Source organism: Pedobacter sp. N23S346 (assembly GCF_048515415.1).
Classification (GTDB): Bacteria; Bacteroidota; Bacteroidia; order Sphingobacteriales; family Sphingobacteriaceae; genus Pedobacter.
Window position 1 is genome coordinate 163,291 of sequence record NZ_JBLYEE010000001.1, and the last position, 23,921, is coordinate 187,211.

Sequence of the window (23,921 nt, forward strand, 5' to 3'; positions counted from 1 at the left end):
TCCTTGCCTTACAAATACACGCATTATCCTTTATTAGGGATATGTCCAGTCTCCCCACCAGTATCGTCACCTGGAGGTTGATCCCCTGGATCTTCGCCATCATTACCATCTTCACTGTTGGTTGCATTTACAGTAGTGGTTGGGCCGCCGGCACATGGCGTAGTTGAAGGACTAACAAATCCTAATAATATGGCAATAAATAATGGAATAAACATGATTCAAAAATTTTAAAAGTGAAATACTTTTGTAATTCCCCTCGCACCATGCGAGGGGGTTGTTACGGTTGTAAATCAGAAGGCCTTCTGAAAATTTTTGGGAAGTAGGAGACTCAAATGCGGAAGCTGATAACTGCTTCCCAAACCGGCTATTTACTTCCGCATCTTTGTCTTTATTTAGAAATCTGCACGGCGTTGTTTTTCTTTTTTCACAACACTTGCGCTGATTGTCTGGAACAAATGTAGGGTGGTTTAAAGGGCAGATATGCAGGCAATTCCAGTAATTCTGATCATTCCAATTGAATTCCGGTAATCCGTTTGGTGATTCCAAAAATTCCAATTACTTTGTGCGGATTAACGATTCCTTATGTTTGAATTATACAAGAGACAAGTAATTAGCGCTTTTGAAAAAATGGAAGAAGACAGATTACTTTCACCAGCTTTAAAGCGGCCGAGTCCTGCGAATCTCAAAAATGAATGCTTGGATATTTTTAAAGACCGATGCACGGAAAAGGATTTTGAGACTTTCAGAGCAATATTTGGTTTGCGAAATAGCAAAGAAGAATATTATCAAAGAATTAAGATCTCCAGCGCAGATAAATTCAAACCTTTAGATAATTACTTGAAAGGTAAAAACGAGGGTACGCATGATCGTAATATTGAACTTTTAGCTTGGTTTATTGATTTTCAACCTCGCCCATATCAAATGGATGATGCTTACCATATATCGACACCAATAGATAAAATCGAAGAAACTCTTATAGAAAATAATCCTCCACCTAATGTAGAGATACCAGCAGTTGAAGAGAAAATAGATGCTTCAAATAAAGAAGTAGAAAAAAGACCTGAAATCAGGACAATTCAAACCATAGTTGAAGATCCGAAACCTATAAAGGAGAATAATACCTTCGGTTTCCCCAAAAAATATAATAAGGCTGTTGCCTCATTTGCAGTTGTGGTTGGTGTTTTAACTGCATCTTACATTCTTTTCAAAGAAAATAAACAATGTATGTATTGGAATGGGAAGCAGTACATATCAATTGCTTGTGATGAAAGGCTGGCTAATACTTCCGTTATTGCCTTTAATGAAGAAACGGCAGATAATTTAAAAAAAATACTCCGCCCGGATACGCTTACCGAAAATTCTGTCAGAAAAGTATGGTACAATAAGGTCTGGACAGATAGCATAGATTTTTACACTGCACCTGGAGGTGTACCCACAGATCGCACAAAAAGACTGATGCCAATGACGGATTACATTCTGAACAAGTATGTTATTCAGAAAAAGCTCGCCAAACAGCTATAAAAACAAAAAATCCCGATGCGTTTTCAGGCGTATCGGGACTCTATATAAAATCAAAAAATTATATCTTACTTCGCTAACCTAACTGTAGATTGGGCCATTGCTGGTGAACTAATGGCATTAAGATTAGGAACTGGCATTTTAATTAAGTTCGCCGCCAGAGAAGAAGCATCGTGTTTTTTAGTTAAAGCAGCAATGTCGTTTACTGTAGTAGATAGTATTCTTAAAGTTAATAAATACCATTTATCTAAGTTTCTGATGTACTGAACATTGTTTTCTTCGTTTACGTAGGCCATGTTTATTCTTTCGTTGTAATCGAATTGAACTTGATCTAAAAATGATAGTTTTTCAGTAATCTGGGCTAAAACATCATCAGAAAGATTTAATCCCTTTACTGCCAATACACAGTTATTCTGAATTAAATAATCAAGACCATTAAAAGTGATGATGGTTGGTTTATTTCTATTTAAAATATGTTGCGGTGCTGAAAGCTCTGACAACAAAACAGTTTCCGACTTGCGTTTTTTGTTAAATTCATGCTTCGCCGAAATCATTTTTTTGATCAGGTTATTTCCATCAATGCATTCGTAAGCTTCAAATGATGAAGATACTGTATTCGCTGTTACCCTTTCTTGGGCAAAAGCATGAGATATTAAAAGAGTTAGAGTTGCTGTGAGTATTGAGCGTAATGAAAATTGTTTCATGATTGTTATTTCGTGCAAAGGTATATAAACACTCGCAAAATATAAACCCTGCGTAGGTTTAATGTTACATTTTTTAACTGTTTTAATAAGATTTGCATTGACAAAAGTCAATTTTTTTTATGCCTCTTTATTTTTATATTGGTTTTATCAGGATATGGATCTTTTGTTATCATACTATTAGTTAGCCTTTTGGGCAAATATTTAAACAGAATAGCTGTACAGAATAAGTTTGTATCGCCGGTTAGATTATATATTAAACGGAAAGCAATGAGAATGGATGCTTTTTTAGCTGATAGCAACACGTATTAGTGCGATAAAACTGAGGTTTTATGTTGAATAGATAACTAAGGTTAATGAGCAATATTCAGCCTTTAAATAATTTAAGTAAGAGTACGAGGAAGATTTTGATCAGCAAATGACGTATGAATAAGTGGTTATGGATATATTTACGCTACAAAACAAAGGCATTTATGCCAGATAAGATTTAATTATTTATTTTATGAGTGACGATTTTTTTGGTTATCTATTTAAAAAACGAGATAGGAATAGCCAAATGCCATCTAATGAAGTGATAGCAAATTGGGCAGCTAAAATTGTCGATTTGTTATATCCTGAACATAGCGTTACCCGATTTGAAAATAAAGAAGAATTAGTTGCTTATACCTCTCGTTTAAAAACGGAACTCCTGTTGATTGCATCAGCGAGTGGTGAGGGAAAAGCCAAAGATTACCAGGAATTGACTCATCAATTCTTCGAACAGTTGCCTGCACTTTACGAATTACTTAATACCGATATTTCTGCTATTTATAAAGGAGATCCGGCGGCAGTGAGCGAATTTGAAGTGATTCGAACTTATCCCGGTTTTTATGCCATTTGTTTCTATCGCATTGCACATGCTTTGAATACGTTGGGGCTCAGGCTTATTCCGCGGATTCTTACAGAACATGCACATTCGAGAACCGGTATCGATATTCATCCTGCAGCACAAATTGGTAAATACTTTTATATTGATCATGGCACTGGCATTGTAATTGGCGAAACATCCATTATCGGGGAGCATGTAAAGCTGTATCAAGGGGTAACATTAGGCGCAATGAGTGTTAAAAAAGAGTTCGCCGGCAGTAGAAGGCATCCAACTGTAGAAGATCGTGTGGTTATTTATTCTGGTGCGACCATTTTGGGTGGTGATACTACAATTGGCCATGACAGTGTGATTGGCGGAAATGTTTGGCTAACTGAAAGTGTAGATCCTTATTCGTTGGTTTATCACTCCCCAACCATTACCATTAGAAATATAAAAGAAAAAAATTAAAAGATTATGGCGGGAATTGTAGATTTAATTGGGAACACACCGATGGTTGAACTCAGTAAACTTAGTCCGAATCCAAACGTAAAAATTTATGCCAAACTGGAAGGTAATAATCCTGGTGGAAGTGTGAAAGACAGGGCTTCTTTAAATATGATTCGCAGTGCGATTGAACGCGGCGAGATTAAAAAAGGAACCAGATTGGTAGAAGCTACCAGCGGAAATACCGGAATTGCACTTGCTATGATTGCCAAACTTTACGATTTGGATATTGAATTGGTAATGCCCGAAAATTCTACCCGCGAGCGTAAGGTAACCATGGAAGCATTTGGTGCGAAGGTAACCTTGCTCGAAAGCATAGAAGCTTGTCGCGATTATGCAGAAGAAAAAGGTGTTTCTGATGGTTATTTTCTCCTCAATCAATTCGCTAACCCAGATAATTACCTGGCACATTATAAAACCACTGCACCAGAAATGTGGAAAGATACCGAAGGGAAGATTACGCATTTTATCAGTTCGATGGGTACCACTGGTACGATAATGGGTTGTTCCAGATACCTTAAGGAACAAAATCCGGCCGTTCAAATTGTGGGTTGTCAGCCTACTGAAGGATCTTCTATCCCAGGTATCCGCCGTTGGCCCAAAGAATATTTACCAAAGATCTTCGAACCGGAAAGAGTAGATCGGGTAATGGATATTAGCCAGGAAGAAGCGGTTGACATGTCTAGACGACTGGCCAAAGAAGAAGGTATTTTCGCCGGAATGAGCTCTGGTGGTGCTTGCGCTGCTGCCATTCGCCTGGCCACTGAACTGGATTCTGGCTTATTGGTTTTTATTACTTGCGATCGTGGCGACCGATATCTCAGTAGTGATTTGTTTGGCTAAACCTGTAAATAAGTTTATCGGTTTGGTATCTTCACCAACTGAACGCTCAGGTTTAAAACATATAAGCATTAAAAAAAATAAAGAATTTATTTCAGTCGGTAGGACACACGACCGATAGATCATGAGCTTATCGAAACACTGTTAAGGATATTTATTTATAAGTCCTTTGACAAGCTCAGGATGACATTTCGAATTTATAATACAGCCTCTGGTCACAGACCGGGGATGTAATAAGCCATAAAATAAATAGTTATTGAACCTACGTTAATAAGTTTAGTCTGCAATCTCGATCTTATTTCTGAACTCTTTTCCTGCTCAAATATTTCCTTACGGGGATATCATAGAAAATCATCGTAAGATAAGCCAGTAACAATAATACCGCCACTCCCACAATGATAATCATGGCCAGTTCACTTCCCTGTGGTTTATGTACATTATAATAATTGCTGAACATCCAAATTGCAGCATAATGGGTCATGTACAAAGGATATGAGATTTTCCCCAGGAAAATACATGGCTTTTTAAACCCTTCACTAATGTTTGTACCAGCACCCAAAGCAATCAGCAAAGGGAAATAAAGCAATACCACTAAGAATTCTGCCAGCCAGTTGTATTTAAAAAATGGCATCAGGAAGGTTAAACTTAGTAAAATAGAAAGACCAACAAACCCTAAATTATTTTTAATGATAAGTTTGTAACGAAAAATTAGAAGACCTGCTAAAAAAGAGTAGAAAATTCTTGCGCCTCCATCCCAAAAGTTAGATCCTGCCCATCCACCCATGAGTGATCCGCTATGATAAGCTACCAAAAGAAGACATATGGCACCCAATATAGCCAATGCAACCATATACTTTTTACTTAGCCTGAAAAGGATAAAAGCATAAACGATATTGGCCACATATTCCCAGAATAATGACCAGGATGGTGCATTTAATCCAAATAAATTAAAGGCTCTTTCTTCTATAATTGGGAAAGGAATAAGGAATGCTGAACTAAGGAAAAGAAGTATGATTTTACCCATGCTAAAAATAGCCGGATGCCCGCCAAAAGGATCAAATAAAAAGGCGAGTAAGCCCAGTATAGATCCAAAAAATACTAAGGGATGAAGTCTGATTATTCGAGATTTAAAAAATTCGACTAGGCCCATTTTTTCCATCCGATCATCATAGGCATAGCCGATAACAAAGCCCGAAAGGCAAAAAAAGAAATCTACAGCCAGAAAACCATGTCCGATAATATTTTTAGTGTAATCGGTATACACCATTTCCATAAAGTGATAGGTAACCACACCCAATGCAGCTATTCCCCTTAAGCCATCAAGAACAGTAAAATGTTGTTTTGTTTTAAGAATTTCCTGGTTTACGGTGTTCATGATCTGCTGCTGTGGATGGCTAATTTTAATCGACTCCACAACAAGAATAACGATTTAGGAAGGTTTTTCAAACTGATACCTTGAATGTATAAACAAAAATAAGGCTTCGAATTTATTTCAAAGCCTTATTTTTAGCTAATGGCGATTGCCTTAAAGGTGACCGATATTTCTACAGTATTCTAATATCTTCAGTCATTAGGTTTTAAATCAGGTTTCTTGTTTTTTATTTATATAGAAATTGCACCTATTTGTTGCAATACGCTAAGCGAATCTACCAACGACCAATGCTCGGTAATTTTTTCGTTGCTAAATTTTACAATGTATACCAGGTCATACTTAACCTTTATGCCTGTGGCTGGCACATTCATAAATATGTCTTTGTGCGTGCCTTCTAAAGTGAAATGGCAGGTCACTTTATCACCATCACCTAAAATTTGATTAAAATTAATTTTCAAATCAGGGAAGGCTAGGCTATAAATCTGACTGATATCCCGATATCCGTCAGCGCCTTTTCTTTGTCCGGGAAATGGATTTTGAATGGTTACATTATTATCTACAAATTTGTCAATCGCATCGATGTTTTTTTGATTAAATAATTCATCAAAGAACACTTTACAAATGGCTTTATTTTTTTCTACCTGGTTATCCATGTTTATCTATTTTTGTTGAAACTTTCATAATACAACAGGATAGATTTGATGTTGTTTCTCTAAATTTAAATCATTAAATCAAGGCATAAAAAAAGGAACCTTCAAGTTCCTTAAGTATCTGAAATTTAAAAGCATTCTACTTCCCAAAAACGTTCCCAATTACGGCCTGCGGGCAATTGAACTATGCCTTCTTTGTGTGCAAGTTCCTGATTATGGTCTACCTCATCTGCTACACCACACCAGGGCTCGAGGCAGATAAAAGGCGCATCAGTTGCAGCCCATATGCCGAAAAATGGAAAATCATCAAAATGAAAATGTAAGCCATAATCATTTTTTGTGTTCAATAAACTAATACAATTACTTTGCATCGTTTTAAAAACCAATGCATCATTATAAAACAAATCGTGTTTCAGATTTAACTTATGTCCATCCAGTTTAATACTTCCCGTATCTTTTGCAATTAAACCTTTATCAAGCTTCCAATACGTTAAATTATCGTCGGCATTAAACGCCAGGTAATAATCTGTATAATCTGTTTTTGGGGTATTCGGAACGGCAAATGCAGGGTGTGCGCCGAGCGAAAAAAGCAACTCATCTTTACCGGTGTTGATAACTTCATAAGTGAGGATTAATTTTCTATCCTTGAGCTGATATTTCAATTTAAGCTCAAAGTGAAAGGGATAAACTTTTAAACTTTCTTCGGTTTCCGTTAAGGTAAAAACAGCTTCGGTATCACTTATTTTTTCGGATTTAAAAACCTGATCACGGGCAAAACCATGGCGGGGCAAGTGGTAAGTCTCGTCTTTATAGGTATAGCTGTCGTTTTTTAAAGCACCAACAATCGGAAATAAAACCGGACTGTGTTTTCCCCAATACTGATCATCCCCATTCCAGAGGTATTCCAGTTTGGTTTCTTTACTAAATAAACGCTGGAGTTCTGCCCCCTTAGCCGCTAAGCTTACTTTGATGTAATCGTTTTCAAGAGTTGTCATGGTGGGCTAAAAGTAATAAATATGATGCTTTAAAAAATATCTTTTTTGCTAAATTTGGAGGCCCGGTTACAGAATTGAAAACAATGCGATCTTAAATTACATTGTTAACATTTAAGCTTATACTCAACGTGAAACATTGTTAAGAAGTCTGAAGGCACCCCGCATATCAAACAACTTAAATTATGGCTTTAGATTTATCAAAATTATCAAATGCTAAAGTAAAAGCGGCAATTACAGCTTTACAAAACGGAGATTTAAAAAGTTGGTTTCCGTTGTTTAGCGATAACGTTGCCTTTTCTGATGATGGCAATCAAATGCAGTTTGCCAATTTCTTTAAAAAAGCTTTCGGCCATGAGCGTTTCATCAGCATCGATAGGGTAGAAGATAATGGCCTTTCTATCTATGGCGATTTTCATTCCGATCAATGGGGAGACTTCAAAACAGCATTTAAATTTCAACTGGATAAAAGCGGAAAAATAAACCGTTTGGATATTGGACAGGCTTCTTAGTCCAAAGTCGTAAGTCCTTAGTCTGAAGTCGGGACTCTTGACTAAGGACTTTAGACTAAAGACTACAATTCACCTTTTTCTTCCCAGATACAGGCAATGTTAATAATCGTTTGCACTGCTTTTTCCATATCCTGCACACTTACCCATTCTTGTTTGCTATGAAAAGCGTGTTCGCCCGCAAATATATTCGGACAAGGCAAGCCCATAAAAGATAATCTCGAACCATCCGTTCCACCACGAATGCTTTGTGGTTTGGCTACAACACCTGCTCTTTCAATGGCTTCAATTCCAAATTGAACAATTTGAGGATGTTGATCCAAAATCTGCTTCATATTTCTGTATTGTGCCTTAATTTTTAAGTCAAAAGTGGAGTTAGGGTAACGTGCCATTACTTGCTTTACCGTTTGCTCCAGAAACTGTCCATGTTCGACCAGCTTCTCATCAGTAAAATCTCTGATGATGAAATGTGCTTCGGCCTGTTCCACTTGGCCAGTGAAGCTTACCGGATGGATAAAACCTTCTTTTTGATGCGTAGCCTCTGGTGTTAAGGTATCCTTTGGTAAAGCAGCAATAACATCTGCAAGAATTTTTATTGCACTTTCCATTTTGCCCTTAGCAAAACCAGGATGCGTACTTACGCCATTAATTATTAAAGTTGCCCCATCTGCAGAAAAGGTTTCATCTTCAATCGAGCCCAATGTCTCTCCATCTATGGTATAACCGAAATCTGCACCCAGTTTTTTTAGATCTACCTGATCAACCCCACGACCAATTTCCTCATCCGGTGTGAAGAGGATTTTAATTGTTCCATGTTTCACATCAGGATTTTTAACTAGAAAGTTCGCCGCTTCCATAATTTCTGCGAGGCCCGCTTTATTGTCTGCGCCTAACAAAGTGGTGCCGCTAGCCGTAATAATATCATTGCCGATTTGTTGCTTTAAGTCTCTGTGATCAGACAATTTAAGCACGATATTGTGATCATCGGGAAGAATTAAGTCTTCTCCTTGATAATTATCATGGATAATCGGTTTTACCGCTGCACCACTACAGTCTGGCGAGGTATCCATATGAGAACAAAAGAAAATTACCGGTATTTTCTTTTCGGTGTTTGATGGAATCGTTCCATAAATATATCCATTATTATCCATTTCTGCATCAGAAATACCCATTTCGAGAAGCTCCTTCACTAATAATGCACCTAAATCTTTCTGTTTAAGAGTAGAAGGACAGGTAGGGGAATTAGGATCGGATTGGGTATCGATTTTCGCATATCTGATAAATCTTTGCGATAGGGATTGGTCTGAATTAATGTACTTGCTCATAAATCAAAGGTAAAAGTTATAAATATTCAATAAACATATTATTTTTGTAAAAAAACACCATGACATCTAAGCGCCTCAGGTCTACGCTCCTTACTGTTTTATGCTCTCTGATAATTAATTCATCTTTTGCACAGTCTAATTATTTTAAATGGTCTGTCGGTTTTGGTGCCGGACCTAATTTTTCTAAAACAGATGTGGTAGAAGGCAGTTGGGGCCATACTGCATATGGAGAAGTTAATCATTACCTCACTCCTTTTGTATCCCTGGGTGTTGAAGCTCAATATGGTTTAGTGCAGGGCGGAAATATTAGAACCGATCCACACAACAGGCAATTTGTAAATGAATATTCCAGTATCAGCCTAAATTTTAAAATGGCTCTTGGTGAACTGATTGATTTTGAAAGCAGCAGATTTCTTGATAATATTAAAAGTGCTTATGTTGGTATTGGTGTTGGGGTAATTCGAAATAATATCACCGATATTGTACGTATTAAGCCACTTTGGGCAGCATACGATCCGGGTTTTGGTCCTTTTCCGGGAGAAAACAAAACCAATAACCTTTGGGTACCCTTGAATTTAGGTTACAATTATTATCTATATGATGGTTACGGTTACATACGCTATGCCATCAACCTTAATCTTCAGAGTAACTTTACATTAGGTGAGGGGTTAGATGGATACGACGATCCATCGGTTAAGTTTAAAAATTACTCGCCCGATTCTTACAATGCCTATAGCATCGGATTTAAATACTTCTTCGGAAATACAAGAGCTTATCGTAGAACTTTGTAGATTCGGTCTTTTATATCTACAATCTTTTTTTTATGAGAAATCTTTTTGTGTTTTGCCTGATGTTTCTTTCATCATCTGCTATTGCACAAAAAACGCCTTTCGAGCAAAGTAAAAAAATACAAACAGCAACTTATCCAGAAGCCATTACTTATTATAAGCTGTTGGTAAAACAATACCCGCAGGCAAAACTTTTTAGCTATGGTGACACCGATTTTGGTCAGCCATTACAGCTATTGGTTTTATCAAAAGATCAGGTTTTCGATCCTTCAGAAATTGTAAAAAGAAAGAAAACAGTGCTGTTGATTAATAATGGGATTCATCCGGGTGAACCTGAAGGGATAGATGCCTCCATGATGCTGAGCAGGGATTTATTGAAAGGTAACAATCTCCCAAAAGATGTGGTCATTTGTATTATTCCAATCTATAATATCGACGGAAGTTTTAACAGAACCTCAACTTCCAGGGCTAACCAAAATGGTCCAACGGCTTATGGTTTTCGGGGTAATGCAAAAAACCTGGATTTAAATCGTGATTTTATCAAAACCGATTCGAAAAATTCAGCTGCATTACAATTGATTTTTAATACCTGGAAGCCGGAAATTTTTGTGGATACGCATACCAGTAATGGAGCCGATTATCAATATGTCATGACTTTGATTCCGACTCAAAAAGATAAGCTAAATACCATTTTATCGGGATATTTAACCAATACTTTAGTGCCTGGTTTGTATGAAGCCATGGCAAAACAAGGTTATCCAATGATTCCGTATGTAAATTCAATTGGCGAAACGCCTGAAAGCGGAATTACCGGATTTATCGAATCGCCACGCTATTCAACAGGATATGCTGCATTGCATAACGTAATCAGTTTTATGCCAGAAACACACATGCTAAAGTCTTTTGATTTGAGGGTAGATGCCACCTATAAATTGCTGCAGAGTTACGTAGATGCTGTTCAGCGTGATGCCAAGATTATTTTCGAGAATAAACAAAAAGCGGATGCCTTTGTTGCTAAACAGAATGAATTTCCATTAACCTGGCAGTTGAATAAAAACGAGGTGAATGAGATTCCTTTCAACGGCTTTGAAGCAGGGAAAAAACCAAGTGGAGTAAGTGGATTTGATCGTTTGTTTTACGATCGGAGTAAACCGTATACTAAAACCATTAAAGAATGGAATAAGTATGAGCCTGCAATTTCTGTTCAGAAACCAATCGCTTACATTATTCCGAAAGCCTGGGATAAAGTTATTACCCTTTTAAAGCTCAACCGGGTAAAAATGCAGGAGCTGAAAAGTGATACTAAAATTGAAGTTGAAAGCTATTATATAGATGATTTTAAAACGGGAGCAAAACCTTATGAAGGTCATTACTTACATTCGGCTGTGAAGGTGAATCCGATCAGGCAAAGTCTTCCATATTATGCTGGTGATTTTGTGGTATATGTAAACCAAAGCAATAATCGATACATTGTAGAAACATTGGAACCACAAGCCACAGATTCTTTTTTTAACTGGAATTTCTTTGATTCTATCCTGGATATGAAAGAACACTATTCAGCTTATATTTTTGAAGATACGGCGAATGAGCTGTTAAAGAATAACCCTGACTTGAAGACTAAACTGGAAAATAAAAAGTCATCTGATCCTGATTTTGCTAAAAATGGTGCCGCTCAGCTTGACTTTGTCTATAAAAATTCTGATTATTACGAGAAAACGCACAATCGATATCCAATTGCCAGGTTAATGGCTCCTGCAAAACTTGATTTAAAATAACCCAAATGGAATACTTAAACATGGCGCCCGTAGCCTCAATTATTTTTGTTTTTACACTGGTTACCAGCCTGTATGCTTTTTATGATCAGAGCTTATATGGTAAATTCATGCTTCATCCTTACAGTGTTTCCAAAGGGAATAAGGTTTTTACGCTAATTACCAGTGGATTAATTCATGCCGATTGGATGCACTTGTTTTTTAACATGTTTACCTTTTGTGCCTTCGCCTTTACGCTGGAGCAAATGATGGGGAGCTGGCAGTTTGGATTAATGTATTTCATTGCCTTGATTCTGAGTGATTTGCCAACGGTTTTTAAGCACAAAGACGATTTTCATTACAATAGCCTTGGTGCATCAGGAGCAATTAGCGCCGTGCTTTTTAGCTATATCCTTTATAATCCACTTTCAAAAATTTACATTATGTTTATCCCAATTGGAATCCCGGCGGTTGCATTTGGAGGTTTATACCTGATCTATTGTGCATATGCTTCAAAAAACTCCAGAGATAATATTAACCACGATGCTCACTTTTTTGGTGCTTTAACCGGGTTAATTTTTACTGTAATTTTTGTGCCCGGCATTATTCAACATTTTATTGCAGCATTAACCGGCGGTGGGTAAGCAGGGATTTTCGAAAAAACTCATTGGATTATTAGGGTCTTTAATAATTTCGAACTTTACATAACCCCATGGTTTCCAGAAATTCTCTAATACCTGCGCATAAACCTTATGCTGCCAAACATCAAATAAAGGTTTGCTCATGTTTCCACGAAGTGGCATGGCCTCTATGTAGGTGGTGCCTTCCACAGGCATAAAAGTATATTCAGGTAAGCGGTTAAAAAGATAGGCAGAGTAATAGAAACGGGCCGTTAATTCTTCAAACTGCTCTGCAGTTAGCGCTTTTTCCTTAATTTCATTAATAATTTCCTGGTGAAATCGTTTATTGGTACCATTATCTTGCAGGCAGGCAATGATCCCAAAGTCTTTCAGTTTTAATGAAAAGGTAAGGGTATTTATTTCATCGCGGAAGCTAAACGGCGTTTCCTCATTTTCAAGTTTAACGATAGTGATCGACCATGGCGAAAAATCTTCAAATTCGATGCTGGTGTACAAGTTTTGTAACATGAAATTCAGGTTTGCAAATTTCATCATCAGCGATTGAGACATATTTAAACCATCAGCCGTCATTTCCTTTCTTAGGGCCGAATGCATTTCGATATACACAAAACCATATAAAAACTTACCAATCCAGTTAAATAGTTCAAGTTCTGTTAATGCAGAAACCCCAGCATAGCCTGCTGCAAATGCATTTTCTATCTTGTTTTCCAGCGGATTTAAAAACTGCTCATTCACCTCGCTATTTACCGGGATAACCAGCTTATTATACGAACGGATGCTTTCATCCAAAAATTGAATTTGCTCCTCTCCAGTTAATGCAGCCTGCGCTAACAACCATTTCGGAATTAACGGAATCTGAATAACCGGCGAATTAAAAGTGTTGCCACTTAAGAAGCATTTTTTATATAAAAAATCGAAATTTTGGAAGGGATTGTATAAGCCAGTATTCATCACTGCAATATTAACCATTATATTTCTAGGGCTGGTTAACGATGATTTTTTTTAACGTTTGGATTACGATTCCTTGGTCGGTGACAAAATCCCCTGGTCGATGGCGCACTGACCAGACGCAAATTTGATGATTTGTAATTTGGTTGGTGAGCCACCAACCAAGGGCTTTGCTTAATAAGTATTATAAAAATAACTAATATTATCCACCAGCTGACTGTAAATTGGCTTGGTAAATTCCAGAAACAAAACATCAGGTGGCGGCGGAAGAATTTCTTTCCTCCTTGTCATGGCCAATTGATTATTATTTAAGGCACGATCGTCGCCCTGATAACTTGCCCAGCTATCTTTCCAAACGTAAGTGCCTGGAAATTTCTGTTGTTTAATAATTTTCCGGCTTTGCCAATCAGTGATGGTCATATCCAGTAAGCCTGAAGATGAAATGTTTTTTTCAAAAATGCTCAAAGTTGCTTTTACTGTTCCGTACACCGCTTTTTTATCTCTGGTTTCTCCTATTATTACACTGTCGCGCTTTAACTTCTCTACCCTTTCTTTCACATAAGTCTGGCCAACAATAAAATCATCAAAGTTTAAACTCAATACCTGATCCGGAACAATTTTTTCATTCGTTGCCTGATCTTCAGCATAAAAAATAACAAACTTATTTCTCGAATAATGGCTAATGAACTCGTTAATTTGCTGCTGGAAATAATCGCCGCTTAATTGATATGGTCCTCTGTTAATGATAATCGGTTGAACCACCACACGGGTAACGGCAGCCCAAAAGGCAGCATCCATTTTAGTTTTTACATCTTTATAATTAGATTGCAGGTTTTGTGCTTTTTCAAATTCATAGTAAGCTTTTTTAGCAGACTGGCGATTGTTTTCGCCCAGGTAAGTTATTCCTGAATTGTACCTCGCCACAGCCGCATTATATCGGCTATCGGCCAACTCTTTAATATATTTTACCGGCGAAGAAACGACAACCAAACATGCCGGACAGGTATTAATCTCATCGGCCAACTGGTTTATTTTTTGATAATCGTACATAATCGATTCCCATCTAAATAAATCATTAGATAATTTAGCCTCATCAATTTTTCTTAAGTGATCTTGCAATGCAAGCTGGTAAGCGGTTTTTAATACTTGCGTAGCTTCACTATTTTTTGGCGAATTCTGCAATCTGCCTACCGCTTTGGCAACTGAAGTATCATAATCACCTTTCTGTAAGGCATTCTTTCCTGTGGTACATCCTCCTAAAATTATTAAGGATAAATAAATAAAATACCGTAATCTTGAAATGTTTTTCATAACCAGCGCATTTAGTAGTAATCGGATGAATATAGCCAAATGTTTTTATTCATCCGGCAACGAGATTTGTAAGTTGATATTCCCTTATTTAAATAAATAGACGATCGATCATGAAGATTAGTTGCAAGCCCTTCGAATTAGATTTGAAACACCCTTTTTCCATCTCAAAATTTACGCGTACCAACACTCCTTTAATGCTCCTCAAAATCCAATACGAGGATATAGTTGGTTATGGAGAAGCTTCAATGGTGCCTTATATGGGCGAAAGTTATGAAACCGCACAAGCATTTTTAAACCAGGTTGACTTAAGCCAGTTCCAACATCCATTTATTTTTGAAGAGATTATTGCCTATCTCGATTCGATAGCGCCTGGTCAACCAGCCATTAAAGCGGCTATTGATATTGCGTTAAACGATATAAATGGCAAAATTTTAAATAAACCCTGTTACGAAATTTATGGTGCTGATCTTTCTAAAATGCCGGTTACTTCTTATACCGTCGGCATTGATACTCCTGAAGTTATCCGTGAGAAACTGAAAGATGCGGAGCAGTTTAAAGTGATTAAAGTAAAATTGGGACGTGATAACGATCGGGAAATTATCGAAACCATTCGGAGTATGACTAATGTTCCACTTTATGTGGATGCCAATCAGGGTTGGACGGACCGGATTAAAGCCATCGATTTAATTTACTGGTTGCACCAGCAGGGTGTGGTTTTGATTGAACAACCGATGGATAAAAATAATCTGGATGGAAATGCATGGTTAACCGAAAGGAGCCCGATTCCTTTACTGGCTGATGAGGCCGTACAGCGTTTAGCCGATATGGATCAATTGAAAGGCGCCTACCATGGCATTAACGTTAAACTAATGAAAAGCTGTGGAATGTATGAAGGCCACCAAATGATTTTGAAAGCCCGTTCTTTCGGGATGAAGGTATTAATCGGCTGCATGAGCGAAACGAGTTGTGCCACCCTAGCGGCCGCTGCCCTGGCACCACTTTGTAATTGGGCAGATTTAGACGGGCCATGGCTAACATTAAACAATCCTTTTACAAATCCTCCATTCGAAAATGGAAAATATATGCTTAAGAATTTGCCTGGCTTAGGCCTGGAAGGCGTTACTTTGGATCTTTTTCTTTAAAAGATTTTCTGATGTCTTTGGTTAAATGGTACTTAAAATAAAATAAGCAGCAAATTACACCAACCAGAAATCCGGCAGGAAGATACTTAGCATTATTATAACACCAAACCAATCCAAAAATGGAAAGAATGATGGCAAGATTGTAAAAGATATTTAAAGCAAATTTTTTACCCACAGGAGAAATAATTGAATGAAAGAATGACTGAATGAAAGAATGATTGAATGATTGAATGACGGATTGAAATAATGATGGATTGAACTTTGAAAAAAGCATTGAATGAGAGAATAATTGAATTTAATAAGTGCAATGCTAATAACATTTACTCATACAAAACTCTCTCATTCTACCTTTAATAAATTGACTGAATTTTAAATAAACGCTATGCTAATAACATTCTCTCATTCAAAACTCTCTCATTCTATCATTAATAAACTGATTGAATTCTAATAAGCTCCATGCTAATAACATTCTCTCATTCAAAACTCACTCATTCTACATTAATAAATTGATTGAATTTCAAATAAGCACCATGCCAGTAACATTCTCTCATTCAAAATTCACTCATTCCACCATTAATAAACCGGCATATTTGGATCAAAGGCTTCTTGCCAAGCTAGAATTCCGCCTTTTAAGTTATATAAATTTTCGTGGCCATATTGAGCTTCCAGTTGCATTACAGCAGCAGCACTTCTTTTCCCACTACGGCATTGAATAATCACTGGCTTATCTTTTGAAACTTTATCTGCCTCAATTAAAATTCCGCCTAATGGAATATTCTCACCATCAAGGTTGGAAACTTCATATTCGAATGTCTCACGAACATCGATTAATTGAAAATCTTCTTTATTGTCGATTTTTGCCTTTAGTTCTTGTACCGATATTTCTTTCATTTTGATTTTTGTGTTTATGCAAATATAGGGAATTCAATTTTACGGTTAACATCAAAAAAATGCCATATAATCTTGCTCTCGGCTGTAACAACTTAAACTCTTAGGCGTTTAACTATAAATCGTTACAATGGACAAGTTGAACCGTTTCTTCTGGTTTTGTTCTGGTGCACACATCCCTACACTGGAAAAGTATCCAACAGAACAAAATAAATATACAGGCATTGGTGCCACCATCTTTTTCACAGGTTTATTTGCTGCACTTTCTGGTGGCTACGCGATGTATTTCGTTTTTAAAGGCGATGATTTGGCCGTCATTTTTGCTGTTATTTTTGGTTTTCTTTGGGGTGCAGCCATCTTCAATATGGATCGCTATATTGTATCCAGCATTAATAAAAGCGCCAGTACCAATAAACAACTCTTACAGGCAACGCCACGGATTTTACTGGCCATTATGATTGGGATGGTTATTTCCAGACCAATTGAGTTGAAAATATTTGATAAAGAAATTAAGGAGCGTTTAAAGGTGAGTTACCTGAATGGGCAACGGTCTAAAATTGATACACTAAACAAAGCTTTTGAAAACAAATACCAGGTTGAGTTTGGCAGATTAAACAAAGAAAAAGCCACCAGAGATTCGCTGGAGAAAGGTATTAAAACTGACCGGCAGAAGCTGAACTTCGAAATATTCGGAAATAAAACCAATGAAACATCTGGTGTGATGGGCTACGGACCTTATGCAAAACGTAAAGAGGCCGAAATTAAACAGCGCGAGGTGGAACTGGATTCGCTTAAGGCAACGATTAATAAATCAGAATCTTTTGTAGATAAACGGAAAGAGTTTGATGGCTTATTCACCGAAAAATTATACACAAAAAAGCAACTCGATAGTTTAGCAGACCTTGCTGGCTTTGCAGATCGGAACTGGGCTTTAGGTCAGTTAAAATTTAATGTAGATGGTACGAGCGATAGCAACACGGCAACGGCAGTAACTTTTATTGGTTTGCTCTTTATCTTTTTCGAATGTTTACCCGTATTTGTAAAGTTAATGAGTGCACGTGGTCCATACGATTATGCAACTTCGGATGGTGATGAGGTTTCTATTTATCAATCTAAAAAAGATAAAGATTTCCATTTTGAAGTAGCAGATAATATTCATGAAACCCGTGTAGATGCTGAATCATCCAAACGAAAAGAAATTATAAAAGGGAAAGCCCATAGGGATTTGGAAAGGCATGACTGGGATCAGGAGGGATAATAATGGAAAATGGGTAAGGGTTGAAGGAAGATGGAGAATGGATGATGGGTCAGGGGTAAAGGTTTGGAAAACTTACGGGAACCAAAGATTACTTTTACCAATAGAAAAAACTGGAGGAACATTAACCCCAGCGATGCAAACTTTCAGAGATAATTGGCTAAACTCGCAGGTAAAATATAAATAAGAGCAAAATATAAATAGACCATGAAGAAAATCTTCCTTTTAACGCTTGCCGGAATGGCAACTTTACAGCTTAATGCGCAAAATATCGATAAAATCATCACACGAGAATATGCCGACCATCTGATTAAAACCTTAAGCAGTGATGAGATGCAGGGGCGTGAAACCTTTACCCCAGGTATAGATAAAGCGGCTACTTTCATCGAATCTGAGTTTAAAAAGATAGGTCTTCAACCCTTAACAGGAGAAAAAAATTTTAGACAGACATTTTATAAATATCAGGTTGCTAACGTAAGTAAAACCATTAAAATTGATGGGAAAGAGATTGCACCCGAAAATTTAATGGTTACGGGCATCACCACAGAAAGTGTTACGCTTGATAAATCAAACACTACAGTTGTTAAATTAGATCCTGAAAAACCATTTGTAGCTCAGTTTAGGACGATGCTGAATACCAATAAAAACCAGATCGTATTGATAGACAGTAAATTTGCAGATCTTTTTAACCGCTATAGAGACCATTTTAGTAAGCCGACAACTGTTGATGAAAAAGATGTAAAAGCAACTACTAGTGTTGTACAGGTTTTTGTTTTAGGTAAAGATGCAGCAACAGATTTTTCAGCAACTTTTAAAAGCAAGGTAACCAAAATTCCATTGTTCAATGTTGCAGGTGTAATTCCAGGTAAATCAAAGGCTAAAGAACTGGTTGTTTTCTCCGGCCATTATGATCATTTAGGCGCACTAAAAACGGTAGATGGAGATAGCATTGCGAATGGAGCAGACGATGATGCATCCGGAACAACAGCGATGATTGCTTTGGCTAAATATTACAAAGCGAAAAAAAATAACGAACGCACATTAATTTTTGTGGCTTTCACCGCAGAAGAAATTGGCGGTTTTGGTGCAAAATATTTTTCTAGCAAGCTAAATCCTGATGAAGTGGTGACCATGTTTAATATCGAGATGATTGGCAAAGATTCTAAGTTTGGCAAAAACACCGCGTTTATTACAGGTTACGATAAATCAGATTTCGGGAAGATTTTACAGAAGAACCTGGCAGGGACGGAGTTTACCTTCCATCCTGATCCATACACCGAACAGAATTTATTTTATAGAAGTGATAATGCAACTTTGGCGGCATTAGGCGTTCCGGCGCACACCATCAGTACCGATCAGATTGATGTAGATAAATTTTATCACACCGTAAAAGATGAATACAGTACGCTTGATGTAGAAAATATTTTATCAACAATTAAAGCCATTGCAAAGAGCGCTACTTCAATTGTAAACGGCACAGATACCCCCACCAGAATACCAAAATTAAAGTAATGTATTAATTGGTACTCACCAAAGGATATATACAGTTAAGCCGCAGATAAGCAGATTTTTGATCCAAAAAATATTGGTATCATCTGCAATCTGCGGCTTTCTAATGAAAATGTATTAATGATTAAAACCGATATTCCATCACATAATCATCCATAAAAAAGCCTTCTCCAATATCTAATTTTACAGATTCTTTAATGGTGAAGCCGCCTTTCAGATAGAAATCTTTCGCTTTATTATCTTTGTTTACATTTAATTGTAAGGCAGTAGCACCTGCATCCTTAACCTGATTAAATACCTCATTAATGAGGATCTTCCCTACGCCTTTTCCATGTGCCGATGGCAGCACATAAAGTTTATGAAGTTTGTAAATTTTTTCTTCCAGATCGATAATGGAATAACCGGCAAAGCCATATTGATGCGTATTATCTTCTGCAATTAAGAAAATATGCCCACTCAAAAATTGATTTAATAATTCGCCTTTATTGTACATCTTATCGAGCATGTAGTCGATTTGTTGCTGACCAATAATATCTAGATAGGCTGATGGCCAGGTTGCCGCAGCAATATCACGAATCACTTCTATATCCTGCTCTTTGGCTTTTCTTAGCGTAATCATATCGGCTCACTGATGTAAATTGGTTGCCCTGAGAAGGTAAATTCCACAAAACCATCATTAACCACCACGAAGATTTCTTCTTCAGTTTGCATTAAATTGGTCACTTCAAGGTATCGGTTTCCGTGAATTAAAAACTCACTTCCGGCAGGTTTCCAAACCGAAAAACCAGATTTTATAGGGTAGTGTTTTGCCTTTTCTGTAAAAACAACCAGATTAATCTGATCTTCAAAACCTGCAAATTTTTCTAAATCAAATTTTCGGGCGATGACATTTACTGCCGGATATTTCTCTTCGTACAGGTAATTTATAGCGACCATTAAAGCATCAACCGGGCCTTGAATAATCTTCGTATCTTCCTGAACTTCTTCTGTACTTCCATTCACCAGAACATCAACTTTTAAGCCTAAAGAAAAGATTTTATCATAATTTTCACCATTAACCAAAAGCGTTGGGCTCCACTCTAAAAGCTGACCTAAAAGTTCTTCATTAAAGTTACCCAGCTCGTCAATATATAAAGCTGGCTCTTGTTTTTCTTTTACAATGTGGTGTGATGACATAATGCGAAGATAAAAAAAAGTAGCGAGTAGTAGGTAGCAAGTATTAAGTAGCAAGTATTAAGTAGCAGGTATCGAGTAGCAAGATTCTGAAACTAGCCTTTCACTGCATCATAAAAATCCTGATAGGCTTCGATAAAATCATCAGCAAAATTGATCGCGCCAGATACTGCAATGCCGTGAATTCCAGTTTGCATCAGGGATTCAACATCAGGGAATTTAACACCACCAACAGCCAGAATCGGAATTTCAATGGATAACGCCTTAAGTTTTTTCAATATAATGGAATAGCCCTCAACGCCTAAAAGCGGTAAATCATTAGGTTTTGTTTCCGTATCGGCAAAAGGACCAAAACCAACATAGTCGGCTCCTTCATCCGCCTGCCTGATGATATTTTCCAGTGTATTTGCAGAACCTCCTAATGTGACATCATTCCCGACCAATTTACGCAACGCAGTGAAATCTGCGCCCATATCTTCCATGTGGAATCCCTGAATATCGGCCTTGCCATTTAAATGAATATGATCTGTTACCATTAATGTGGTGCCCCAATCATCACAAATTTCAGCAATAACGTTAATTTCAGCTAAAAGTGCTTCATCGGTTTTACTTAAACAACGGTATTGAATCCACTTCGCTCCAGCTTCACACGCCAGTTGTGCTTGTTCAATATGTGTTAAGTGCGGAATATCGTGGGTGATGTATTGAAGTTTTTCGATGTATTTCATAATTTTAAAAGTACTAAACTTTAAGCTTTCACCTTTCCGCTTCTTTTAAAACTTCACATTCAGGTTCAACAAAAAGTTGGTTCCGGCCTGTGGATAATAAAAGTTTTCTGTGATCCTACTTCCGCCAGAAAGATAGCCATAAGTATAACCATTGCTTTCATATTTTTTATCGAACAGGTTATTTACCAATAAGCCAAGATTTACATTTTTAACCCCTGCGAATTTAAAATTATACCCTAAACGTGCATTACTTACCCAATACCCATTTAGGGTTCTGTCATTGTTTTGGGTATTATCTAAATATTGTTTGCTTACATATTTACTTTGCAATGCAATGGCGAAGCCTGTTATCGGCTTATAAACAAATTCGCCAAATAGTACGGCCGCTGGTGAGAAAGAAATGTTTGTTAATGAATAGTTGTTAACTACTTGTCCGCCATTATCATAGTCATCATAATATTCGGTAAAATTCTTAATCTTATTTCGACTAAAAGCTGCATTTGCATTCAGTGCGAAAGATTTATTAATGGTGTATGAACCATCCAATTCAATACCTAAACGATAGCTATCGTCTACATTTTGGCGAAAATTTCCACCCACATCATTAATTTTTCCTGTTACTACCAGTTGATTTTTGTAAAACATTCCGTAAGCATTGGCGCCTAAATTAAACCGGCTGTTTTTGAAACGATAACCCAGTTCCACATCATTTAAACGTTCTGACTTAGGAAAAACCCCAGCTGCTGCATCAACATAATCATCACGATTTGGCTCTTTATTAGCTACGCTAAATGACGCATATACGTTGCTTTCAGTATTAATAAAATAAGTAGCACCTAATTTCGGATTGAAAAAATTTAAATGATCATTAATGGCCAGCGTATTTAATTTATTTTCAGTCCCTGAGATATTGTAATTAACACGGCGATATTGCAAATCAACAAATAAACTTAACGCTTCGATAGGGCTGTAATTTACTTTTCCGTAAATATTAAAATCAGTTTTAAAACCTTCGTTATCATAATAGTGCCTGTCTATATTTCCGTTAGATGCATATTGCGCCCAGATAATTTGCCCGAAATGCGCACCCTTGTATTCATTGTATGCTCCCCCGAGGGTGAAATTTAAGTTTTTTTCAGGCACATAGTTGAAGGCATAAGTAACGCCATAAAAATCATTATCTAACCAACGCCTGCGAATCAGGTCTGTATTTGTTATGGTTGTTCCGCCAATGATAACCGGGTTTAAGCCGTAATCGCTTAACTTATTGTCTACCCGAAATTCTTCATAATACCCCTCGCCTTTTGTATAATGTAGTGCTCCATTGAAGGACAATTTATCTGAAAATTGCCTTGCATAAAGCATTTGATAATGATTTTGCGCGTAATTATCGGTCTGATTATTATAAGTAAAACTGTTATATCTGCGACCTGAATTTAACAAATTCGCTGCATCATCAGCACTCAAACCATTCCGATCAATATATGCCTGCATTCCCGCAACATCATTATTTAAACGAGATTCTGGAATACCATTCCAAGATTGGTAAGTTTTTTCTGTTCCCGCGAAAACATTCACTCTTAACAAATCTTTATTGCCATGGTAAGCCCCCGAAAGGAAGTAGGATTTTAAAAGTGAAGCTCCTCTATCCACATAGCCATCAGAACTGATTCTCGATAGGCGACCATCAAAGCTAAAGCGGTTATTGATCAAACCTGTACCCACTTTAACTGTATTTTTCCAGGTATCGAAACTTCCATAAGTGTTATTCACCTCTGCATAAGGTTCCATTTCACTTGCTGTAGTTTGAATGTTTAAACTGGCACCAAAAGCACCCGCACCATTTGTGGATGTTCCAACACCTCTCTGAATCTGAATATTATCTACCGAAGAGGCAAAATCTGGCATGTTTACATAAAAAGTTCCCTGACTTTCGCTATCATTAATGGGAATGCCATTTACCGTTACGTTGATCCGGCTGTTATCGCTGCCGCGAATCCTGATACCTGTGTAACCTACACCGGCACCAGCATCAGAATTAACCACAACTCCAGGTGTGTTTTGAAGAATGAAAGGTAAATCCTGCCCAAAATTGTTTTCTTCGATCTCTGCCTTGGTTACGTTTTTGTAAGTTGTAGCTGATTTTTCATTTGCCCGTGTTGCCCGAACAATCACCTCGTCTGCCAGGAAATTTTGTTGAACCAGGTTGAAATTCAAAACCGTATTACCAGAAAGCACAACAGATTTTTCCTGCGTTTTGTACCCCACATAACTCACCAGAATGGTGTAATTGCCATTAGATAGATTACTCAATGTATAATTGCCACTGGCATCACTAAGTACTGCAGTTCTTTGGTTTTTAATTTTAATTGTTGCCCCTGGTAAGGCATTTTGATTCTGATCTGTTACTTGCCCGGTAACAGCATTTTGTGCCAATGCAAAGAAAGGCAGGAAGGCAACAAGTGTTGCAAAAAGTAAAGTCTTCAATATTTTTGTTTTTAGTTAAACCGATCGGAAATAGGGGTTATC

24 protein-coding genes are annotated in these 23,921 nt (G+C 37.2%); 10 read left to right on the forward strand and 14 right to left on the reverse strand.

Annotation, left to right across the window (positions count from 1 at the left end; genetic code table 11):
• Window positions 1-23 precede the first annotated feature (23 nt).
• A complete protein-coding gene (locus ACN1CD_RS00705; protein ID WP_419128327.1) occupies window positions 24-215 on the reverse strand; it encodes a hypothetical protein in 192 nt (63 codons plus the stop codon).
• 367 nt (window positions 216-582) lie between these two features.
• On the opposite strand from ACN1CD_RS00705, the gene ACN1CD_RS00710 reads away from it, so the two are divergent.
• Entirely contained in the window at window positions 583-1,521 is a 939-nt protein-coding gene (locus tag ACN1CD_RS00710; RefSeq protein ID WP_419128328.1) for a hypothetical protein, read from the forward strand.
• Between the two features lie 65 nt (window positions 1,522-1,586).
• Here ACN1CD_RS00710 and ACN1CD_RS00715 read toward each other — a convergent pair whose 3' ends face one another.
• Window positions 1,587-2,222, reverse strand: coding sequence for a hypothetical protein (locus ACN1CD_RS00715; RefSeq protein WP_419128329.1), 636 nt, complete (start codon window positions 2,220-2,222; stop codon window positions 1,587-1,589).
• 499 nt (window positions 2,223-2,721) lie between these two features.
• On the opposite strand from ACN1CD_RS00715, the gene epsC reads away from it, so the two are divergent.
• Entirely contained in the window at window positions 2,722-3,534 is an 813-nt protein-coding gene (gene epsC, locus ACN1CD_RS00720) for a serine O-acetyltransferase EpsC (protein ID WP_419128330.1), read from the forward strand.
• 6 nt (window positions 3,535-3,540) lie between these two features.
• Entirely contained in the window at window positions 3,541-4,413 is an 873-nt protein-coding gene (gene cysM, locus ACN1CD_RS00725; RefSeq protein WP_419128331.1) for a cysteine synthase CysM, read from the forward strand.
• 292 nt (window positions 4,414-4,705) lie between these two features.
• Here cysM and ACN1CD_RS00730 read toward each other — a convergent pair whose 3' ends face one another.
• The 3 genes from ACN1CD_RS00730 to ACN1CD_RS00740 all read right to left on the reverse strand — a co-directional run bounded on the left by ACN1CD_RS00730 (window position 4,706) and on the right by ACN1CD_RS00740 (window position 7,427).
• Entirely contained in the window at window positions 4,706-5,785 is a 1,080-nt protein-coding gene (locus ACN1CD_RS00730) for an acyltransferase family protein (RefSeq protein WP_419128955.1), read from the reverse strand.
• Between the two features lie 227 nt (window positions 5,786-6,012).
• Window positions 6,013-6,435 carry an ester cyclase gene (locus ACN1CD_RS00735; protein ID WP_419128333.1) on the reverse strand — a complete coding sequence of 141 codons (423 nt, stop codon included), beginning with the start codon at window positions 6,433-6,435 and terminating at the stop codon, window positions 6,013-6,015.
• A 125-nt stretch (window positions 6,436-6,560) separates the two neighbouring features.
• Window positions 6,561-7,427 (reverse strand): aldose 1-epimerase family protein, encoded by an 867-nt coding sequence (locus ACN1CD_RS00740; RefSeq protein WP_419128334.1) that lies wholly within the window; start codon window positions 7,425-7,427, stop codon window positions 6,561-6,563.
• A 182-nt stretch (window positions 7,428-7,609) separates the two neighbouring features.
• Here ACN1CD_RS00740 and ACN1CD_RS00745 point away from each other — a divergent pair, with 182 nt between their 5' ends.
• Complete coding sequence (locus ACN1CD_RS00745) at window positions 7,610-7,936, forward strand: hypothetical protein (RefSeq protein WP_419128335.1); 327 nt, start codon at window positions 7,610-7,612, stop codon at window positions 7,934-7,936.
• 62 nt (window positions 7,937-7,998) lie between these two features.
• Here ACN1CD_RS00745 and pepT read toward each other — a convergent pair whose 3' ends face one another.
• Window positions 7,999-9,258, reverse strand: a complete 1,260-nt coding sequence (gene pepT / locus ACN1CD_RS00750; protein ID WP_419128336.1) for a peptidase T — start codon at window positions 9,256-9,258, stop codon at window positions 7,999-8,001.
• Window positions 9,259-9,317: 59 nt separating this feature from the next.
• Here pepT and ACN1CD_RS00755 point away from each other — a divergent pair, with 59 nt between their 5' ends.
• From ACN1CD_RS00755 to ACN1CD_RS00765, 3 genes are read left to right on the forward strand one after another with little or no spacing between them, the layout of a single operon-like run.
• The gene (locus ACN1CD_RS00755) at window positions 9,318-10,049 is read left to right on the forward strand and encodes a hypothetical protein (RefSeq protein ID WP_419128337.1); all 732 of its coding nucleotides are present in this window, start codon (window positions 9,318-9,320) and stop codon (window positions 10,047-10,049) included.
• 32 nt (window positions 10,050-10,081) lie between these two features.
• Window positions 10,082-11,821 (forward strand): M14 family metallopeptidase, encoded by a 1,740-nt coding sequence (locus ACN1CD_RS00760; protein WP_419128338.1) that lies wholly within the window; start codon window positions 10,082-10,084, stop codon window positions 11,819-11,821.
• A 5-nt stretch (window positions 11,822-11,826) separates the two neighbouring features.
• Window positions 11,827-12,441, forward strand: coding sequence for a rhomboid family intramembrane serine protease (locus ACN1CD_RS00765; protein WP_419128339.1), 615 nt, complete (start codon window positions 11,827-11,829; stop codon window positions 12,439-12,441).
• Here the strand turns inward: ACN1CD_RS00765 and ACN1CD_RS00770 are convergent.
• Together ACN1CD_RS00770 and ACN1CD_RS00775 are read right to left on the reverse strand one after the other, a co-directional pair.
• The gene (locus tag ACN1CD_RS00770; protein ID WP_419128340.1) at window positions 12,424-13,389 is read right to left on the reverse strand and encodes a hypothetical protein; all 966 of its coding nucleotides are present in this window, start codon (window positions 13,387-13,389) and stop codon (window positions 12,424-12,426) included. The two genes, ACN1CD_RS00765 and ACN1CD_RS00770, sit on opposite strands and share 18 nt — an antisense overlap.
• A gap of 171 nt (window positions 13,390-13,560) precedes the next feature.
• Window positions 13,561-14,697 (reverse strand): hypothetical protein, encoded by a 1,137-nt coding sequence (locus ACN1CD_RS00775; RefSeq protein ID WP_419128341.1) that lies wholly within the window; start codon window positions 14,695-14,697, stop codon window positions 13,561-13,563.
• A gap of 110 nt (window positions 14,698-14,807) precedes the next feature.
• Here ACN1CD_RS00775 and ACN1CD_RS00780 point away from each other — a divergent pair, with 110 nt between their 5' ends.
• Window positions 14,808-15,839, forward strand: coding sequence for a dipeptide epimerase (locus ACN1CD_RS00780; RefSeq protein ID WP_419128342.1), 1,032 nt, complete (start codon window positions 14,808-14,810; stop codon window positions 15,837-15,839).
• Here ACN1CD_RS00780 and ACN1CD_RS00785 read toward each other — a convergent pair.
• Together ACN1CD_RS00785 and ACN1CD_RS00790 are read right to left on the reverse strand one after the other, a co-directional pair.
• The gene (locus ACN1CD_RS00785; protein WP_419128343.1) at window positions 15,817-16,113 is read right to left on the reverse strand and encodes a DUF6358 family protein; all 297 of its coding nucleotides are present in this window, start codon (window positions 16,111-16,113) and stop codon (window positions 15,817-15,819) included. The genes ACN1CD_RS00780 and ACN1CD_RS00785 overlap by 23 nt on opposite strands.
• Before the next feature lie 299 nt (window positions 16,114-16,412).
• Window positions 16,413-16,730, reverse strand: coding sequence for a rhodanese-like domain-containing protein (locus tag ACN1CD_RS00790; protein WP_419128344.1), 318 nt, complete (start codon window positions 16,728-16,730; stop codon window positions 16,413-16,415).
• Between the two features lie 127 nt (window positions 16,731-16,857).
• On the opposite strand from ACN1CD_RS00790, the gene ACN1CD_RS00795 reads away from it, so the two are divergent.
• Both ACN1CD_RS00795 and ACN1CD_RS00800 read left to right on the forward strand, forming a co-directional pair.
• On the forward strand, window positions 16,858-17,985 hold the full coding sequence (locus tag ACN1CD_RS00795) for a DUF4407 domain-containing protein (protein ID WP_419128345.1): 1,128 nt from the start codon (window positions 16,858-16,860) through the stop codon (window positions 17,983-17,985).
• A gap of 204 nt (window positions 17,986-18,189) precedes the next feature.
• Window positions 18,190-19,494 carry a M20/M25/M40 family metallo-hydrolase gene (locus tag ACN1CD_RS00800; RefSeq protein WP_419128346.1) on the forward strand — a complete coding sequence of 435 codons (1,305 nt, stop codon included), beginning with the start codon at window positions 18,190-18,192 and terminating at the stop codon, window positions 19,492-19,494.
• A 121-nt stretch (window positions 19,495-19,615) separates the two neighbouring features.
• Here ACN1CD_RS00800 and ACN1CD_RS00805 read toward each other — a convergent pair whose 3' ends face one another.
• The 4 genes from ACN1CD_RS00805 to ACN1CD_RS00820 form a co-directional block, all read right to left on the reverse strand.
• The gene (locus ACN1CD_RS00805) at window positions 19,616-20,110 is read right to left on the reverse strand and encodes an N-acetyltransferase family protein (RefSeq protein ID WP_419128347.1); all 495 of its coding nucleotides are present in this window, start codon (window positions 20,108-20,110) and stop codon (window positions 19,616-19,618) included.
• Window positions 20,107-20,667: a thiamine pyrophosphokinase gene (locus ACN1CD_RS00810; protein WP_419128348.1), complete on the reverse strand. Its 561-nt coding sequence runs from the start codon at window positions 20,665-20,667 to the stop codon at window positions 20,107-20,109. The genes ACN1CD_RS00805 and ACN1CD_RS00810 overlap by 4 nt, the downstream gene beginning before the upstream one ends.
• 92 nt (window positions 20,668-20,759) lie before the next feature.
• Window positions 20,760-21,392 (reverse strand): thiamine phosphate synthase, encoded by a 633-nt coding sequence (locus tag ACN1CD_RS00815; protein ID WP_419128349.1) that lies wholly within the window; start codon window positions 21,390-21,392, stop codon window positions 20,760-20,762.
• A 45-nt stretch (window positions 21,393-21,437) separates the two neighbouring features.
• On the reverse strand, window positions 21,438-23,879 hold the full coding sequence (locus tag ACN1CD_RS00820; protein WP_419128350.1) for a TonB-dependent receptor: 2,442 nt from the start codon (window positions 23,877-23,879) through the stop codon (window positions 21,438-21,440).
• Window positions 23,880-23,921 lie beyond the last annotated feature (42 nt).

Excerpts from the sequence above, each read along its gene's own strand:
- ACN1CD_RS00810 (WP_419128348.1), bottom strand. The coding sequence starts at position 20,667 with ATGTCATCACACCACATTGTAAAAGAAAAACAAGAGCCAGCTTTATAT.
- ACN1CD_RS00790 (WP_419128344.1), bottom strand. The coding sequence starts at position 16,730 with ATGAAAGAAATATCGGTACAAGAACTAAAGGCAAAAATCGACAATAAA.
- ACN1CD_RS00705 (WP_419128327.1), bottom strand. The coding sequence starts at position 215 with ATGTTTATTCCATTATTTATTGCCATATTATTAGGATTTGTTAGTCCT.
- ACN1CD_RS00780 (WP_419128342.1), top strand. The coding sequence starts at position 14,808 with ATGAAGATTAGTTGCAAGCCCTTCGAATTAGATTTGAAACACCCTTTT.
- ACN1CD_RS00755 (WP_419128337.1), top strand. The coding sequence starts at position 9,318 with ATGACATCTAAGCGCCTCAGGTCTACGCTCCTTACTGTTTTATGCTCT.
- ACN1CD_RS00715 (WP_419128329.1), bottom strand. The coding sequence starts at position 2,222 with ATGAAACAATTTTCATTACGCTCAATACTCACAGCAACTCTAACTCTT.
- ACN1CD_RS00760 (WP_419128338.1), top strand. The coding sequence starts at position 10,082 with ATGAGAAATCTTTTTGTGTTTTGCCTGATGTTTCTTTCATCATCTGCT.
- cysM (WP_419128331.1), top strand. The coding sequence starts at position 3,541 with ATGGCGGGAATTGTAGATTTAATTGGGAACACACCGATGGTTGAACTC.
- ACN1CD_RS00740 (WP_419128334.1), bottom strand. The coding sequence starts at position 7,427 with ATGACAACTCTTGAAAACGATTACATCAAAGTAAGCTTAGCGGCTAAG.
- ACN1CD_RS00745 (WP_419128335.1), top strand. The coding sequence starts at position 7,610 with ATGGCTTTAGATTTATCAAAATTATCAAATGCTAAAGTAAAAGCGGCA.
- ACN1CD_RS00795 (WP_419128345.1), top strand. The coding sequence starts at position 16,858 with ATGGACAAGTTGAACCGTTTCTTCTGGTTTTGTTCTGGTGCACACATC.
- ACN1CD_RS00815 (WP_419128349.1), bottom strand. The coding sequence starts at position 21,392 with ATGAAATACATCGAAAAACTTCAATACATCACCCACGATATTCCGCAC.
- epsC (WP_419128330.1), top strand. The coding sequence starts at position 2,722 with ATGAGTGACGATTTTTTTGGTTATCTATTTAAAAAACGAGATAGGAAT.
- pepT (WP_419128336.1), bottom strand. The coding sequence starts at position 9,258 with ATGAGCAAGTACATTAATTCAGACCAATCCCTATCGCAAAGATTTATC.
- ACN1CD_RS00800 (WP_419128346.1), top strand. The coding sequence starts at position 18,190 with ATGAAGAAAATCTTCCTTTTAACGCTTGCCGGAATGGCAACTTTACAG.
- ACN1CD_RS00730 (WP_419128955.1), bottom strand. The coding sequence starts at position 5,785 with ATGAACACCGTAAACCAGGAAATTCTTAAAACAAAACAACATTTTACT.
- ACN1CD_RS00785 (WP_419128343.1), bottom strand. The coding sequence starts at position 16,113 with ATGCTTTTTTCAAAGTTCAATCCATCATTATTTCAATCCGTCATTCAA.
- ACN1CD_RS00770 (WP_419128340.1), bottom strand. The coding sequence starts at position 13,389 with ATGAATACTGGCTTATACAATCCCTTCCAAAATTTCGATTTTTTATAT.
- ACN1CD_RS00775 (WP_419128341.1), bottom strand. The coding sequence starts at position 14,697 with ATGAAAAACATTTCAAGATTACGGTATTTTATTTATTTATCCTTAATA.
- ACN1CD_RS00735 (WP_419128333.1), bottom strand. The coding sequence starts at position 6,435 with ATGGATAACCAGGTAGAAAAAAATAAAGCCATTTGTAAAGTGTTCTTT.
- ACN1CD_RS00765 (WP_419128339.1), top strand. The coding sequence starts at position 11,827 with ATGGAATACTTAAACATGGCGCCCGTAGCCTCAATTATTTTTGTTTTT.
- ACN1CD_RS00710 (WP_419128328.1), top strand. The coding sequence starts at position 583 with ATGTTTGAATTATACAAGAGACAAGTAATTAGCGCTTTTGAAAAAATG.
- ACN1CD_RS00805 (WP_419128347.1), bottom strand. The coding sequence starts at position 20,110 with ATGATTACGCTAAGAAAAGCCAAAGAGCAGGATATAGAAGTGATTCGT.